A 14,812-nucleotide genomic window follows, 5' to 3' on the forward strand; every position below is an offset into this window, starting at 1 on the left:
TGACAAAGGCACAGACATGGCTCGCTCGACACGGATGCTCGACATCATCCAGATTCTCAGAAGTGCCTCCAGGCCACTGACAGCCCAGGAGATTGCGCAGGTTCTGGAGGTCACCAAGCGCACGATCTACCGCGACATAGCCTCTCTTCAGGCCATGCGTGTGCCGATCGAGGGGGAGGCGGGCGTCGGCTACATCATGCGTCCGGGCCTCGATTTGCCGCCCATAAACTTCGACAACGAAGAGGTCGAGGCCATTACTGTCGGACTGGCCATGATTTCGCGCACCGGCGACAAGGGACTGAAACAGGCGGCGGCCCGGGTGGCGCGCAAGCTTTCCGAGGCGACCACACTGAGTGAATCCATGTTTTCCTCGAGCTGGGGGCCGGAAGAACCGTCGTCCGTGGACCTTTCGAAAATCCGCGCAGCCATAAGGCGGGAAGTCAAAATCGAAATCCGGTATCAGGACGGGGACGGGCAGATAAGCATCCGAAATATTCGGCCCGTTGCCGTGGTTTATCATTCGGAGGCCATCGTCGTTGCTGCATGGTGCGAATTGCGAAACGATTTCAGACATTTCCGTCCTGACCGGATTCTGGAATACAAGATCCTGACGCAGAGCTTTGCAGACGAAGGTGAAACGCTGCGGCAAAGGTGGAAAATGGAGTACGCAGCGGGGCTCTAGACGGGGCCCGGTGCGCCTTTAGGCCACGCAGGGAGGCAACAATGAGCGATCTTTTGCTGCTCTGGATTGCAGCCATTCCGCTGATGGGCAGCCCGGGGCCCGCGACAATGAGCCTGGCGGCTGTTGGCGCAGCTTACGGAGCAAGGCGCGGCTTACGATTTCTTACAGGTATCATTTGGGGGACGACCGCAGTTCTCGTCATGATCGCAACCGGCATAACCGGCCTGATTCTGGCGCAGCCAGCGCTTGTGCATGTGATAACCGTTCTGGCCGCGGCCTATATTGTCTATCTCGCCTACAGGATCGCCACAGCACCGGTGATGGGTGAAGCGCTGGCGGAAAGCCGGCCGCCGTCGTTTCACAACGGCTTCATCCTGGCAATTGCCAATCCCAAGGCATTTGCCGCCATTGGCGCCGTTTATTCAGGCTACCGGTTGTTTCCTTTAAACCTTGTAGCCGATGCCGCAGCCAAAATTGCGGCACTCTTCATTGTCATTGTAGTCGTGAATTCCTGCTGGCTTGTTTTCGGCTCGGCTTTCTCAAATCTGTTGCGGCATCCGCTGGCAGGGCGGATAGCAAATGTCGTTTTTGCGATTTTGCTTATTGCGTCAGTTGTTCTTGCGGTGTTTGCAGGATAGGCCCCATCATCTCGCCTCGCGGCCAAGCGCCCGCATCTTGTCCAGCCAGGACTGGCGCTTTTTGTCGCTTGCCTGTTCGACCATTCCGAACAATATGCTTCGAATAGGCTTGATGCCCACGAAGCCCAGTATATTTCGCTGGAGGTTTTTCAGGCTGTGGGCCATGAAATAATAGCGATAGGCAAGCGCCGGCATGCCCATGGTTATGACGATGCGCGCCGACTTGCCTTTCAGCAGCGCCTTCGGGAAACCATCGCCATAACTCAGGGCAATCCCCGGGCGAAACACCTGCTCAAGAAACCCCTTCAGCAGTGCCGGCATGGTGCCGAGCCACAGAGGGTAGATAAAGACAAAATGATCGGCCGAAAGACAGGCCTGCTGCGCGTCCAAAAGGCCGGGTGGGGTGGAACTTTCGCCGGCATGCCAATCGTCCTGGCTGCGCAGAAGGGGAAATTCGAGTTTGCCGATTTCGATTGCGGTGACGTCGTGCCCGGCTTCCCTCGCACCTTCTGCGTAAGCGTGACCCAGCGCATGGCACAGACGGTTGCCGCCCGGATCGGGATGCCCCTGTATGATCGCAATTTTCGTCATGATCTCTCACCCTGAAAATCAGTACTGACTGCAGATTAGGTCAGAAATGCTTTGCGTCTTTGACCCAACGCAACATAATTTCGGATTGAAGCCGCGATCGAGGAACCGGAAGCGACAATGGCATCAGAACGCGAAAAGATGGAAGCGGGGCTGTGGTACACCTGCATAGATGACGAATTGGAAGAGCTGCGGGAGCGCGCCTATGAAGCGGTGCATCAGCACAACACCATGCACCCCGATGAGCGCGGCAATATCGGACCGTTGCTGAAAGACCTGTTCGGTGAAGCCGGTTCCGACATACGCCTGGAAGCGCCGTTCCATTGCCCTTATGGCATCAACATCATGCTGGAGGCAGGCGTCTACATGAATGCCGGCTGCGTCATTCTGGATACCGCCCGCGTGCGGATTGGCGCCGGCACCATGCTGGGACCGGGTGTTCATATCTATTGCGCGGAACACAGCAAGGATCCGGCCGAACGGGCAGCCGGGCTTGAAATCGCCAAGCCGGTTGAAATCGGCAGGAATGTGTGGATCGGCGGAGGCGCAATCATCCTGCCCGGGGTCTCCATCGGAGACGAGGCGATCATCGGGGCCGGCAGTGTCGTTACCCGCAACGTTGATGCCGGTGCAACTGTTGTTGGAAATCCTGCGCGTCCGACAGAACGCGCGTAATGCAGTTTCCCACCGCCGACCTATTCAAACAGCGAAACGAGTGCGTGGTTTGTCTCACATGCCGCCTCGTAGGATCGTTTGTACAGCTTCACGAGCTCTATGTAGCGTGGCTGTCTCGCCTGATTGGGTTCATAGACCTTGTCGAACTGCACCAGATTGGAAAATGCCGTTGCAAGATCCGGCTGTTGTCCTGCAGCAACCGCCGCGATACCTGCCGCGCCGAGAATACCGGGATCCCTGACAGCCGTTCTTTGAAGGCGCCTGCCGAGAATATCGGCCCGGATCTGGTTCCAGATATCCGAGCGAAAACCGCCTCCGCCGCAATTGATGATTTCCGGTTGCGTATCCGCGCTCTGCTCGAGCCGCTCAAGCAACCACGCAGCGGAACAGGCGACACCCTCAAAAACAGCACGGGTAAACTCCGCTGGCCCCGTTGCTGCATCGATACCCAAAAGAGTGCCGCGCGACCTGATATCCCAAATCGGCGCGCGTTCGCCCTGCAGATGCGGCAGGAACAAGGGCGCGGGTTTGTCGAAATCCATGCCTTCGACAAGCTTTGCCAAATCGTACGGATCTCGTCCGAGCAGTTGCGAGCACCACAGGAACGATGCACCGCCGGACTGTGTCGGACCGGCATGGACGGTTGTGTCCCGATATTTGGGAAAGGTCAGCACGCCGGGCGTCGGAACCGCCTTTGGCGAGACGATCCCAAGGATTTCGCTTGTGCCGCTCAGATACATGGCGGTTCCTTTACCGGGAATGCCGGTTCCGAACATGCCGGCCCAGGCATCCATTGTTCCGACGGCCACAGGCACGCCGGCGCAGTCCAACTCGTCTTTGACAGTTTCAGCGATGTCGGACATGTCCGCCAGCGGAACGACGCGATCGGCAGCGCCAGGAACACAATCGAGCAGCTCCGGAATATAATCGAGGTACATATTGACAAGGCCAAGATTGGAGATCGGGTCCGTCACCGCTGCACCGGTGAGGCGTTGGAGGCAATAATCCTTAGGCAGCATCACCCATCTTGTTTTTTGCCATACCTCCGGATGGTGCCGGCTCATCCATAGCATGCGGGCAAGGGCATGGCTGGCATCGATGGGACGGGGAGCGCCCCACCATTTGATACGCCTTTCTGCCGGAATGCGCTCATCAAGTTCCCGCGCTTCGTCATCGCAGCGCCCGTCCTGCCAGACGATCGCCGGAGCCAGCGCCTTGCCATCCTTGTCGACAAAGACATGCGTATTCACTTGAGAGGTGATGCCAATCGCCTTCAGACCGGAAAGATCCTGCTCGGAATTGAACCTGGACAGTATGTCCTTAACCAGCTGTATCCATGTTTCCGGATCCTGTTCGACAAAGCCGTTTTTTGAACGTGCTGTTTCATAGGCTGTCGAGAATTGTGCCAACACGCTTCCTGATGCGCTGAACAAAATGGCCTTGACCGCAGTCGTGCCGATATCGATGCCAAGCAGCGTTTCATCCGCCATATGGTTTTTCCTAGCTTGCCTTGCCGTTGCAACGGCACGGTCCCATATCCGTTTTGGTCATGAAAGGGGTAGCACGATGGATGTGGTTAATTTACGGGCAGAGCTGGAAAATGTGACCGACTACTGGTCACCGCGCGTTCTCGGCCGAGTCAATGATCAGTATATCAAGGTGGCCAAGCTCAAGGGCGAGTTCGTATGGCACAAGCACGATGATGAGGATGAGCTCTTCTATATCGTCAGGGGCAGCCTGGTAATCCAGTATGAGGATGGCAATGTTCAGCTAGGCGAGGGCGATTTCCATATTGTGCCGCGGGGCAAAATGCACAATCCCGTCGCCGATGAGGAGTGCTGGATCGCGCTCATAGAACCGGTATCGACAAAACACACCGGCGACGTCGTGTCGGATCGCACGAAGTCAATCGAGGAACAGACTGCGGCAAGCTAGTCATCAAGAGCCGCATAAACGAGCTGGCGCAGTGCGGCGCGGTGCTGAATGCGCCATTGCGGCGCATGGGTCATGAACACAACGGCAAGTTCGTTTTCCGGATCGATCCAGAAATTCGTGCCCGATACGCCGGGCCAGCTTGCATCGCCGACAGCACCGGGCAATGGGTTCCGGCCGGTTTCGAGGCGCACAGCCAATCCAAGGCCAAAACCCTGTCCCAGCGATGGGCAAGGCGCAGTGGCGCCAAGCTCAGGTGCATAGTTGCCAAAGCTGATACCCGGCGGCAGGTGATTTGACCGCATATGCCGTATGGTCGATGGCGAAACGATTTTGTTGTCGCCGGTTTTCCCGTTCGAAAGCAGCATCAGAGCAAAAGCCAGATAGTCCCGGGCGGTCGACCACAATCCGCCGCCGCCCGAGTGCCAGACCGGTGCCTCGTCAACAGGGGGGCACAGCCCGGACTCCGTCATGGACGTGGTCACTTCCGCAAGCCTGCCGCGTTGATCCGGCGACAGGCTGAATCCGGTGTCGGCCATCGCAAGCGGCGCCGCGATCCGCCGGCCAATGAAATCCGGCAGTGTGCTTTCCGACACGACTTCGATAACCCGTCCGAGAAGATCGGTCGACATGCCGTATTCGAAGCACGTGCCCGGGTGGTAGGCGAGTGGCAGATCGGCCAGCCGTACCGACATCTCTTGATTGGTTGAGGCAAAGTCATAAACGCCGGTTTCGCGATAGGCCGCGCAAATAGTGTCGTCACCGAATGGACCATAGGTCAGGCCGGACGTATGGGTCAGGAGATGCTGGATTGTCGGCGGGAAGTCTGTCGGCAGGGCCTCGTCGATATTGTTCCCGGTCAGAACCCGGACATTTTCAAATTCAGGCAGGTAGGTTGAAACCGGCTCTGATAACAAGAGCCTGCCTTGCTCCGCCAGCATCAGGGCAGCAAGTGACGTGACCGGCTTGGTCATCGACGCAATCCAGAAAATTGTGTCTTCGGTCATGAGTCGGGAATGGGCTTTGTCCCGAAATCCGAGGGCGGAGGAATGGATCAGACGCCCCTTATGGTGGACAAGGGTCACGGCGCCAGACATACGACCAAGAGCAATCTCCGCCTCGAGCCACCTTTCCATATGCGCAAATTGTCCGGCAGGCCGGAAGCCGCCGGTTTCGAATGCTGTCATGAACTCAAATTCCTTTCGGCAGGAAGGTCACGATTTCGGGAAACAGAAAGAACAGTGCGATCATCGCCAGGAATGCGGCCACAAAAGGCAGGGCGCCCAGGGCAATCCGGCTCAAATCAACGGCCTTGTCCGATACGCCCGACAGGACAAACAGGATCATGCCGACCGGCGGCGTTATCAGCCCGATTTCGATCAGCATGACGAGCACTATTCCGAACCACAGAAGATCCCATCCGGCAGCGCTTGCGATCGGCAAAACGACCGGCAGGGTGATGAGCATCATGCTGATCGGCTCAACAAACATGCCGAGAAGAACATAGATCGCAACGAGGGCCAGGAAGATGCCGGTGTCGGACAGATCCGCATTGTTGATATATCCAACCAGCGATTGCGGCATGTTGAGATAGTCCACGACGAAACCCATCTGGGCAGCACCGACCGCGATGAGCAGGAGGAAGCTTGTCACAACCGCAGCCTCTTCGATCGATCCCAGCACACCGCGCCAGGAAAGCGTCCGGCGCATTGCCGAAATTGCCGCCGCGCCAAGGACACCGACGCCGCCGGCCTCGGTTGGTGTCGCGACTCCCAGATAGATGGAGCCGAGAACAAGAAGGATCAGAAGAAGGAAGGGGCCGACGCCAAGAAGAGCCTGCAGCTTTTGTGTGGCTGAAAACGCCTGACCGGGCGGTGCAGCGGCGGGATCGATCGCGACCCAGACGGCAACGACAAGCGAAAAGGCGGCCATGAGCAGGAGCCCGGGCACGATGCCGGCCAGAAAAAGATCGGTGACAGGCACCCCAGCAAGCGGGCCATAAACGATCATCGCGATGCTGGGTGGAATGAGAATGCCGAGCGTACCGCCGGCCGCCAGGACGCCAAAGGCAAGCTCGGGACGGTATCCCCTTTGCGTCATTTCGGATCCGGCGACTTTGCCCATGGCCGCGGCGGTGGCAAGGCTTGAACCCGATACCGCCGCAAAGATTCCGGACGCGCCGACCGATGCGTGTGCAAGCCCGCCCCGCATCCGGCCAAAGAGCGTGCGCGTTGCTTCGTACATGTCCCGCGAAGCGCCGCTGCTGACGAGCAGGGAGCCCATCATGATGAACATCGGAATTGCGGCAAGTTCGAATGTGTTGACAGCCTCCCAGCTACGTTCGCCGAGCGCAACGATGGTGACGGGAGGAAGCCAGATACCGATTGCGAGCAGCGCCAGCATTCCGAGCGTGAACGTGACCGGGACACCGAAAATAAGCAGATACAAAAGAGCAGCCAGCATGCCGATTGACCGGTGCGCAAGCGGTGCATCGGCCAAAAGCGCATATCCGAGAAGAAGCGGCAGAATGAGCAATAACAGGCTGAGGGCGTTTCGGGTTCCCGACAAAACAAAGGCCGAAACCAGAACCAGGGTCAAGGTGGCTGACAGTGTCACCTGTGCATCAATACCTAAAGCCAGGTCGGTCGTTCCTTGAAGGGTTAGAAGGCCGGACCAGATAAAGAGAGCAGCTGCAGGCAAGAGGACGAGGGCCGGGTGCCTGCGCTTTGATCCGTTCGCGGCCAGGACACAGGCAAAAATTGCAAGGAGAAGGCATCCATAACCCAGTACGACGGTCGTCTGTGGAATCCACAACGGCGTTCGAAGCAGCCCCCAGCTTCGCGTCAGGTCGGTGTAGTTTTCACCGACAAATGCGGATGTGCGCCAAAGCAGAATCAAGCAGACAAACAGGCTGCACCAATGGGCGGATGTGTCCATCGCTACGGCAATTGGGGAAGGCATCCTGTCGCGAACGAAAGTGACGCGAATATTGCGTCCGGAGAGTTGGCTGTAGGCCGCGCCGAGGAAAGTGATTGCGATCACGAAATAGGCTGAAAATTCGGTTACCCAGATGGTCGGGCTGTTGAATATGTACCGGGAAATGACTTCCAGGTTTATGCTGGCGAGCAGAACGGCAACGGTCAGGATGGCCATGGATTTTGACGCGGCGGCGAGCAAACTCGCCCAGCGAGTGGCGCCGACGTTGAAAGACCCCGCGATGGCGGGATCCTCCATAATGTCATCATTGACGGTGTCGAGACCGTTCATTTTACAGCATCCCGCGCAACCTGCTCAATATGCTCGGGGTCAAGTCCTGCATTGCGCGCGTCAGCGTACCAGTTCTCGAAGACGGGCTTCAGGATTTCGGGATCATAGACCTTGGTCATCTCTTCATCGCTGACGCGGTGATATTCAACGCCCTCGGCTTCCCAGCGCGACGGCATTTGTGCGACAAGCTCTTCCCAGCGCCGGAAGAAATCGGCCTCGATCTCCCTGAATTCGGCTTCAACAACCACCCGCAGATCTTCCGGGAGTTCAGACCAGGCATCCCTGTTGACGAGGACCGGAAAGCCCACAACGCTGCCAAGCCGCCAGTCAGATGCGTGTTCGACCACCGTGTAGAATCCGGCTCCGTGCGCCCAGCACGTATCGGTCATGACACCGTCGATGACACCGCGCTCGAGCGCAGGCAGGACCTCGCCGGCACTTAAGGAAACGGTCAGCGCGCCAAGCTTGTCGCCGACCAGCCCGGTGCCCCGGTTGTTGACCCGCAGGCGCTTGCCTTCCCATTCCTGCTTCGACTGGATGGGCTTTGTGGAAAAGAGCGTCTGCGGACAGAACGCACCCGACATCAGTTCCTTGCTGTTATAGGTGTCCGCGTACAGCTCCCTCAGCATGTCGCCATAGGGCGACGAATAGAGTTTTTGAAAATCGGAAAGGCTCTCGGAGATGCCGGGAAGCGCGCTCACCGTAAAAAGCGGCTGGGTTCCGGTGTAATAACCGGTCAATGGGACCGACATCTCGACAAGCCCGTCGCGAACGCCCTCAAGCAGGCGGTTGCCCTTGACGAGAGAGCCGTTGGCTGTGATCTCCAGCCGCCCGTCAGTCGCTTCCTTGATCCGGTCGGGAATGGCGACGGCAATGTCGTAATATATCGTGCCCTTGACCGGCAGATAGGCGAGCGTCCAGTTGTGGTCGGCTGCGAAAGCAGTCCCGGAAACACCAAGGCTTATGCCCAGGGCCGCACCTATTGTGCACAGGCTGATTGATTGCAATTGCCGTGTGAGCGTGGTCATGTTGCACCTCCCAATGCTGTTGACTGAATCCGGCCAGGCATGGGGCTGGATTTCTGATTTGATGGGCTAGCACGCAGGCAATGGAAGACGTTTACCGCACAGTCCACCGGGATTTGCCCCAGGGTGAACTATGTGCCATGGTCGTTGCATAACAGGGGTTTGAGCCGGTCAGTCCGGCGGCGTAAATTCAACCAGGACTGAATGAGCACAGCATTAACAACATCCGGAAACACGGCTGACGTCTCACCGCGCGATCGGTTGGACTACTGGCACAGTCTCTTCGAGCGCGTCTGGGGCGCAGTCAGTATCACCCCACGGCAATCGTCGGAATTTCTTGGCGGCATCGCCAGCCGCAGATTGGGAAATCTGAAATTCAACAGGATCGAGTTCGGCAGCCAGACGTTCAGCAGGACCCAAAGTCAGGCCCGGTCGGTGGAAACACCATTTTACTCCTTCGCGTTTCCTGCGGAAGGCAGCGCCGAATGTCAGATCGGCAGCACGCGCGCTGTGCTTCGGCCCGGTTCGGTTTATCTGTTGAATAATGATGCCGCCTGCCGGCTGACCATCCCCGATTACTATCTGACCAACAATATCCAGATCCCCGCGAAAGAACTGGAGGCAAGAATCGGTGCGCGTATCCAGATCCGCGAGTTCGCGTCCGGGCACAATCCGACGATCACCCTGTTTGTGCGGCAGCTGGCGGAAGGTATTTTGAGCGCGGGAACCGGATCGTCCGAGGAAGAAACCGGGTTCCTGAAGGACAAGATTTTTGATGCCATCGCCTTTCTTCTGAAGGCGAACGGCACTGCTGCGCCGGCCATCGCCGCAGAAGCCGCGCACCGTGCGCGCGTCATGGCCGTTGTCCGTGACAATTACTGGCGCGAAGATCTTTCACCGGCCATCATTGCCACCGAGTGCGGCATATCAAGGAGCTATCTGCACAGGCTGTACCGGCACACAGGAAAAACCATCATGCAGCAGGTTCAGGACGTGCGCCTGGAAATGGCAAAAACCATGCTGCGGGACCCCGCCCGTCAGCCGATCGGGATTACCGATGTGGCCTATTATTGTGGTTTTCGCTCGATTTCCGGTTTTTCCCGCAGTTTTTCAAATGCGTACGGCGTTTCGCCCTCACAATACCGGAGCGCTCCCAGCAGCCGCTAGAGCCCTGGACAGAATCTTCAATTCTCGCTTATTGCATCGATAATGAGGCTTGCACCCAGCGCTCCGATGACGGTCGCCGCACCCCGGTCAATCCACTGTTTAAAGCCGAGATAGGCCGTGCGCGGTTTACTCATGGAAAACACCGTCGCAACGATCGAATACCAGCCGGCCTCAATCATGAAGAGAACCGGGATCAAAACCGCGCCGGTCCACAGCGGCGGATGCGCCGGAAGCAGCGCGGCAAAGACGGCCGCGTAGACAACGGCTGTTTTCGGATTTGCCAGCTGGGTCGTAAAGCCGCGCAGGAAACCACGCCGTAAAAGATGACCGTGGGCTCCCGGCTCCAACGCAGCCCCTGTCGCGGCCGGCTCTTTCGAACCGCGCCAGATACCATATGCCATCCAGATCAAATAAAACCCGCCACCGATCTTGAGAGCGACATAGAGCCAGTGGAAGTGCAGAAGCACCATATGCAGGCCGAACAGTGCGAGCGCCGCAAAGAGCGCACTGGCGCACCCCATGCCAATCGCCGCTGCCAGCCCACCTGACCGTCCCGACGCAACCGAGGTCCGCGCGACGACGAAGAAACTGGGGCCGGGGCTTGCAGCGCCGATGGAGATAGCCAATGCGATTGCGGCAATAGAGGTGACGACATCCATGTAAATATCCTTTCAGGCCCGCGCGCTCAAAGAAACGCAATTGGCGGAGGCGGTCAATGCGCGGCCATCGGAATTGCCCGGCTTTATGGTGCCGCGATCACGAAAAGCAACAATCAGTTAATTCGGTTCAAGAACAACAAGCTTCTCGTGGACATGTTTGTCAGCGAAATGTAAACTACAATTGCTGGTTTAGTCGGTATTACTAAAAAGTACTATGGGGCGAGCGCATGTCTGCGGTAAAAGTACTTTGTATTCACGGCGTTGGTCATCACCCCAATGGCGGTGCGTGGCAGGATAACTGGGAGGCCGCGCTTGATGTCGCGGTCCGACGGACCGGCAAGTCCACCGAACTGGAAGTCGCGTATTTTCTTTACGACCACATTTTTCAGGAATTCAATATCTCACCGCAGGGTACGCTTGAGGCACTGGCAAAGCTGGGCGCAAGCGGCCTTGTTCACGGTATCGGCGATCTATTGAAGCCCAAAGGCCGGTCGCTGCCGGGACCCGGCGCGCGGGCGGCGCGCGGCCTGCCCGACAAGGTGCGCTGGACAGCCGGCATGGTTGTGCAATGGGCGGAAAACGAGCCGCTGCGCGAGCGTCTGCGCACCTCCCTGGATGAGCACATCAAGGTACTTCAGCCCGACATCATATTTGCCCATTCCCTCGGCAGTCTGGTTGCCTATGACGCGTTCCAGAATCCGGCGCACAGGGACCTGATCCGCGACCGGGTGTTTGTCTCCTTTGGCTCGCAGATCGGCAACCCGTTTGTGCGGGCGCAATTTGCAGGGCGCATCGAGCCGTTTGCGGATGCCTACTGGTATCACCTGTTCAACATTCACGACGATGTTCTGACGACGCGTGTTCCGATTACCGATACCCGGTTCGAGGAAGTTACAACCACTTTCGACATTCCCGGCATGGCCGATCACGACGCGGTGCAATACCTGTCGCACGAAAGCACCAGCCATTCCGTATGGTCCGACGTCCTTTCAGGCAAGCGGGACAGGACGAAGGCACGCAACATCCGCCGCGAAGTGCGCCGCGGCGGCAGCCACGACAGGCGGGCGCTGATTATCGGCATTGATGCCTATGAGGCGCCTGAGATGCGGCTGGAGGGCTGTGTCAACGATGCGTTCCTGATGAGTGCATTGTTGCAGGAAAACGGCTATGAAGCGGAGAACATCCGGTTGCTGCTCGATCACCGCGCGACGGCAGTGGAAATCTGGCGGCGGCTCGAATGGTTGCTTGAGGGAGCGGGACCCGGTCAGCAACGTATGCTGTGCTTTTCAGGACATGGCAGCCAACTGCCCGACTACGGACCCGATGAGACCGTCGATCGGGTCGATGAATGCCTGGTGCCGTATGATTTCGACTGGACGCGCGAGCGCGCCATAACCGATGACCGGTTTCACGAGCTTTACAGCCAGCTTCCCTATGATGCGCGGTTCACGGTGATATTGGACTGTTGCCACTCCGGCGGGATGACCCGCTCAAGCGGCGGCAGGCCGCGCGGCCTGTCGCCACCTGACGACATCCGCCACCGGACGATGAAATGGGACGCGAAAAACGGCGTCTGGACAAGCCGCCGCCCGCCGGATGCAAATGCAGACCTGGCCGGCAACAAGGCCGTTCGGAAGATCGGCTATCTCGGCGCCGGCGGGCAGCGGCGCCTGATGCGTTCCACGGACCTTTTGACCCTGGACAACCGGACATACAACGCACGGCGTGAGGAACTCGGGCACATGGGGCCCTATCTGCCGGTTATCCTCCAGGCCTGCCAGGAGGATCAGCTTGCCTACGAATACCGGCATGGCGTGACGTCCTACGGCGCCTTTTCCTACTCGCTGGCACAGATCCTTCGCGACCGGCGGTATCCCACCGCGGACCTTGTGCGTCTCGAGCAACTCACCACCCATCGCATCAAACAGATCGCCGACAATCAGGTGCCGAACTTCGTCGCGCCGGGACCGCGATATGGCAAACCGCTTTTTGATTAGGAGAGGAGAACCCTAAAGAGGAGTGCACAGCCATGAAAGCTGCACAGCAAATGTGTTACGACAGAATATTGCCGAGGGATCTGATCAAACCTCAGCGCACCCGCATGTATGGCGGCCGGGAGCGCGCGATAAGCCTGATCGGAAAACAGTGGGCAAATGGCAGCACGCTGCGGATCCGGTTTATCGGCGGCACGCAGGACCAGCACGATATGGTCACCTCCATTGCGCCGAAATGGACCGAATACGCCAATCTCACCTTTGAATTCACCGATGATCCGCGCGCCGAAATCCGCGTCAGTTTTGACGAGAACGACGGTGCATGGTCCTATGTGGGAACTGATAATTCGGATATTCCTCTCCATGCGGCGACGCTCAATCTCGGCTGGCTCGATCAGGGCGTGATACTGCACGAGTTCGGTCATATGGCAGGGCTCAGCCATGAGCACCAGAACCCCGATGGCGGCATTGTCTGGAACGAGGCCAAGGTGATCGAAGACCTGTCCGGCGCCCCCAATTTCTGGGATGAAGCAACGATCCGGCATAACGTGTTGAACAAATACCGGGCCGACCAGGTTCACGGTACGGAGTTCGATCCGGCGTCGGTCATGCTTTACGCGTTTCCTGATAGCTGGACGACAAATATGGGCGCGACAAGCGAAAATCATGACCTGTCCGAACAGGACAAGGCATTCATTGCCAGTGAAGTGATGTATCCGGGCAGGGGCGGTGCGGCCCCGGAAGCGGTGGCGCTTGATATCATGCGTGGGACGGAAGCCGAAATTTCGCAGTCCGGTGAAGAGGATCTCTTCAGCTTCGAGGTCAAGGACGCCGGAATGCACATTGTCGAGACGACCGGTTCGACCGACGTGGTTATGGTTCTGTTCGGCCCGGACAGCAAGACAAGGAAGGTTGCGGAAAATGACGACGGCGGACGTGGGCACAATTCACGCATCGCAGCGCAATTGCAGCCGGGCATCTATTACGCAGCCATTCGCCACTACAGCGAACACCGTACCGGCGATTACAGGATCATGGTTTCGGCATATTAGTCACGCGTGACTGCCGGATGAATGGTCCAACCTGCGGTCAGCGGCTTATCTGATAGACCCAGAAATGGCCGCTGCCGTCGCTGGTGTAATTGGCATGCTCCAACTGATCGACAAGCCGCATCTGGCCACGCTCAATCAGGCCGGCTGCCACCTGACGGTAGTTGGTTTCGTCGTAATATTCGATACGCGTCGACAGGACGAGGAGCCCGCCGGGGCGTACAAGACGGGCCAGCACTTCAAGTGCTTCGGGCGGCACATGACCAAGCGTGAAAACGCCGACTGAAACGATGATGTCAAAAGACTCACCTTCAAAATGATCCTCGGCCTTCATCAGATCTATGCCGCCGGCGGCGCTTTGATAAAAGCCGCTGCTTGCCGCCCGTGCTGCCATTTCAGGGGAAAGGTCGAAACCGTGTATTTCCCTGAAGCCGTTGCCGTGGAGTTCCTTGCCGGCAAGTCCGGTTCCGCAGCCTGCATCAAGCACTCTGAGGTTTGCGCGGTCCTGCTGGCCGAAATGCACGGCGTGTTTGTCGACCAGACCGGAGATGATGCTCGGTCCCGCATAGGCGATATCGTCGACGTCCTTTTCGTAATTTTCGGCCCAGTCATCATAAAATTGCTGCACGTGCTCCGGCTGGCCATCGAGGTTCAGTGCGTCGTCGACGATTTTATGTTCGGAACGGTGCTTTTTACTCATAGGGCTCACCACATGTCTTGGCGGCGCGTTGATTGTGACTATCCGCCGCCATTTTATCGATTGTATTGTATCACGAGTGTTGCGCAATCTAATGACCGGCAGCCGCTGCCACATGGTTCGTGTCAAGGGTCATATCTTGCCAGCTCACTCGCCGATTTCGATTGGATTGAAAGCCAGTAATAACAAGATAATACATGTATTGAGTGAGAAATAGGTTCAATTTTCAATTGCATGAATATTGTTTATATTTGTCAACTCAAATATTAATGAGCCTATTCAGTGTGAGGTATAAAATATCGACATTTTTGAGTTGGTGGGAAACTTATGGAGATTTTTAGTTGGGAAAATATGCCTCTTTATTGTTTTCTGAATAAATGACCAGCTTGCACAGTGCGGTGTCTGCCGTTGTGATGTCCAGGAAACCGAGGTGTTTGAC

Annotated in this window: 14 protein-coding genes; 7 read left to right on the forward strand and 7 right to left on the reverse strand. The window is 57.5% G+C overall.

The window, feature by feature from the left end; translation table 11 throughout:
• Positions 1-16: 16 nt before the first annotated feature.
• On the forward strand, positions 17-682 hold the full coding sequence (locus ABVT35_RS09075) for a helix-turn-helix transcriptional regulator (RefSeq protein WP_368465995.1): 666 nt from the start codon (positions 17-19) through the stop codon (positions 680-682).
• Positions 683-723: 41 nt separating this feature from the next.
• Positions 724-1,320, forward strand: coding sequence for a LysE family translocator (locus tag ABVT35_RS09080; RefSeq protein ID WP_368465996.1), 597 nt, complete (start codon positions 724-726; stop codon positions 1,318-1,320).
• A 6-nt stretch (positions 1,321-1,326) separates the two neighbouring features.
• Here ABVT35_RS09080 and ABVT35_RS09085 read toward each other — a convergent pair whose 3' ends face one another.
• Complete coding sequence (locus ABVT35_RS09085) at positions 1,327-1,911, reverse strand: NAD(P)H-dependent oxidoreductase (protein WP_368465997.1); 585 nt, start codon at positions 1,909-1,911, stop codon at positions 1,327-1,329.
• A gap of 117 nt (positions 1,912-2,028) precedes the next feature.
• On the opposite strand from ABVT35_RS09085, the gene ABVT35_RS09090 reads away from it, so the two are divergent.
• Positions 2,029-2,583: a sugar O-acetyltransferase gene (locus ABVT35_RS09090; RefSeq protein WP_368465998.1), complete on the forward strand. Its 555-nt coding sequence runs from the start codon at positions 2,029-2,031 to the stop codon at positions 2,581-2,583.
• Between the two features lie 20 nt (positions 2,584-2,603).
• Here ABVT35_RS09090 and ABVT35_RS09095 read toward each other — a convergent pair whose 3' ends face one another.
• Positions 2,604-4,073 (reverse strand): FGGY-family carbohydrate kinase, encoded by a 1,470-nt coding sequence (locus ABVT35_RS09095; RefSeq protein WP_368465999.1) that lies wholly within the window; start codon positions 4,071-4,073, stop codon positions 2,604-2,606.
• 76 nt (positions 4,074-4,149) lie between these two features.
• Here ABVT35_RS09095 and ABVT35_RS09100 point away from each other — a divergent pair, with 76 nt between their 5' ends.
• Positions 4,150-4,518, forward strand: coding sequence for a cupin domain-containing protein (locus tag ABVT35_RS09100; RefSeq protein ID WP_368466000.1), 369 nt, complete (start codon positions 4,150-4,152; stop codon positions 4,516-4,518).
• On the opposite strand, the gene ABVT35_RS09105 is transcribed toward ABVT35_RS09100, so the two are convergent.
• From ABVT35_RS09105 to dctP, 3 genes are read right to left on the reverse strand one after another with little or no spacing between them, the layout of a single operon-like run.
• Positions 4,515-5,702 (reverse strand): serine hydrolase domain-containing protein, encoded by a 1,188-nt coding sequence (locus ABVT35_RS09105; protein ID WP_368466001.1) that lies wholly within the window; start codon positions 5,700-5,702, stop codon positions 4,515-4,517. The genes ABVT35_RS09100 and ABVT35_RS09105 overlap by 4 nt on opposite strands.
• 4 nt (positions 5,703-5,706) lie before the next feature.
• The gene (locus ABVT35_RS09110) at positions 5,707-7,782 is read right to left on the reverse strand and encodes a TRAP transporter large permease subunit (protein ID WP_368466002.1); all 2,076 of its coding nucleotides are present in this window, start codon (positions 7,780-7,782) and stop codon (positions 5,707-5,709) included.
• The gene (gene dctP, locus ABVT35_RS09115) at positions 7,779-8,810 is read right to left on the reverse strand and encodes a TRAP transporter substrate-binding protein DctP (RefSeq protein ID WP_368466003.1); all 1,032 of its coding nucleotides are present in this window, start codon (positions 8,808-8,810) and stop codon (positions 7,779-7,781) included. Before dctP ends, ABVT35_RS09110 begins: the two co-directional genes overlap by 4 nt.
• A gap of 201 nt (positions 8,811-9,011) precedes the next feature.
• Here dctP and ABVT35_RS09120 point away from each other — a divergent pair, with 201 nt between their 5' ends.
• Positions 9,012-9,974, forward strand: coding sequence for an AraC family transcriptional regulator (locus ABVT35_RS09120; RefSeq protein ID WP_368466004.1), 963 nt, complete (start codon positions 9,012-9,014; stop codon positions 9,972-9,974).
• 17 nt (positions 9,975-9,991) lie between these two features.
• Here the strand turns inward: ABVT35_RS09120 and ABVT35_RS09125 are convergent, their stop codons facing one another.
• Positions 9,992-10,633, reverse strand: a complete 642-nt coding sequence (locus ABVT35_RS09125; RefSeq protein ID WP_368466006.1) for a LysE family translocator — start codon at positions 10,631-10,633, stop codon at positions 9,992-9,994.
• Positions 10,634-10,860: 227 nt separating this feature from the next.
• Between ABVT35_RS09125 and ABVT35_RS09130 the strand changes: the two genes are divergently transcribed.
• Positions 10,861-12,630: a caspase family protein gene (locus ABVT35_RS09130; protein ID WP_368466007.1), complete on the forward strand. Its 1,770-nt coding sequence runs from the start codon at positions 10,861-10,863 to the stop codon at positions 12,628-12,630.
• A gap of 32 nt (positions 12,631-12,662) precedes the next feature.
• On the forward strand, positions 12,663-13,679 hold the full coding sequence (locus tag ABVT35_RS09135) for a M12 family metallopeptidase (protein WP_368466008.1): 1,017 nt from the start codon (positions 12,663-12,665) through the stop codon (positions 13,677-13,679).
• Positions 13,680-13,716: 37 nt separating this feature from the next.
• Here ABVT35_RS09135 and ABVT35_RS09140 read toward each other — a convergent pair whose 3' ends face one another.
• Complete coding sequence (locus tag ABVT35_RS09140; RefSeq protein WP_368466010.1) at positions 13,717-14,376, reverse strand: class I SAM-dependent methyltransferase; 660 nt, start codon at positions 14,374-14,376, stop codon at positions 13,717-13,719.
• Between the last annotated feature and the right edge of the window lie 436 nt (positions 14,377-14,812).

This window comes from Hoeflea sp. TYP-13, assembly GCF_040932035.1.
In the GTDB taxonomy this organism is placed as follows: Bacteria; Pseudomonadota; Alphaproteobacteria; order Rhizobiales; family Rhizobiaceae; genus Hoeflea_A.

What these genes read in the sequence shown, in the direction of transcription:
- ABVT35_RS09075 (WP_368465995.1), top strand. Translation starts at nt 17, where the DNA reads ATGGCTCGCTCGACACGGATGCTCGACATCATCCAGATTCTCAGAAGT.
- ABVT35_RS09080 (WP_368465996.1), top strand. Translation starts at nt 724, where the DNA reads ATGAGCGATCTTTTGCTGCTCTGGATTGCAGCCATTCCGCTGATGGGC.
- ABVT35_RS09085 (WP_368465997.1), bottom strand. Translation starts at nt 1,911, where the DNA reads ATGACGAAAATTGCGATCATACAGGGGCATCCCGATCCGGGCGGCAAC.
- ABVT35_RS09090 (WP_368465998.1), top strand. Translation starts at nt 2,029, where the DNA reads ATGGCATCAGAACGCGAAAAGATGGAAGCGGGGCTGTGGTACACCTGC.
- ABVT35_RS09095 (WP_368465999.1), bottom strand. Translation starts at nt 4,073, where the DNA reads ATGGCGGATGAAACGCTGCTTGGCATCGATATCGGCACGACTGCGGTC.
- ABVT35_RS09100 (WP_368466000.1), top strand. Translation starts at nt 4,150, where the DNA reads ATGGATGTGGTTAATTTACGGGCAGAGCTGGAAAATGTGACCGACTAC.
- ABVT35_RS09105 (WP_368466001.1), bottom strand. Translation starts at nt 5,702, where the DNA reads ATGACAGCATTCGAAACCGGCGGCTTCCGGCCTGCCGGACAATTTGCG.
- ABVT35_RS09110 (WP_368466002.1), bottom strand. Translation starts at nt 7,782, where the DNA reads ATGAACGGTCTCGACACCGTCAATGATGACATTATGGAGGATCCCGCC.
- dctP (WP_368466003.1), bottom strand. Translation starts at nt 8,810, where the DNA reads ATGACCACGCTCACACGGCAATTGCAATCAATCAGCCTGTGCACAATA.
- ABVT35_RS09120 (WP_368466004.1), top strand. Translation starts at nt 9,012, where the DNA reads ATGAGCACAGCATTAACAACATCCGGAAACACGGCTGACGTCTCACCG.
- ABVT35_RS09125 (WP_368466006.1), bottom strand. Translation starts at nt 10,633, where the DNA reads ATGGATGTCGTCACCTCTATTGCCGCAATCGCATTGGCTATCTCCATC.
- ABVT35_RS09130 (WP_368466007.1), top strand. Translation starts at nt 10,861, where the DNA reads ATGTCTGCGGTAAAAGTACTTTGTATTCACGGCGTTGGTCATCACCCC.
- ABVT35_RS09135 (WP_368466008.1), top strand. Translation starts at nt 12,663, where the DNA reads ATGAAAGCTGCACAGCAAATGTGTTACGACAGAATATTGCCGAGGGAT.
- ABVT35_RS09140 (WP_368466010.1), bottom strand. Translation starts at nt 14,376, where the DNA reads ATGAGTAAAAAGCACCGTTCCGAACATAAAATCGTCGACGACGCACTG.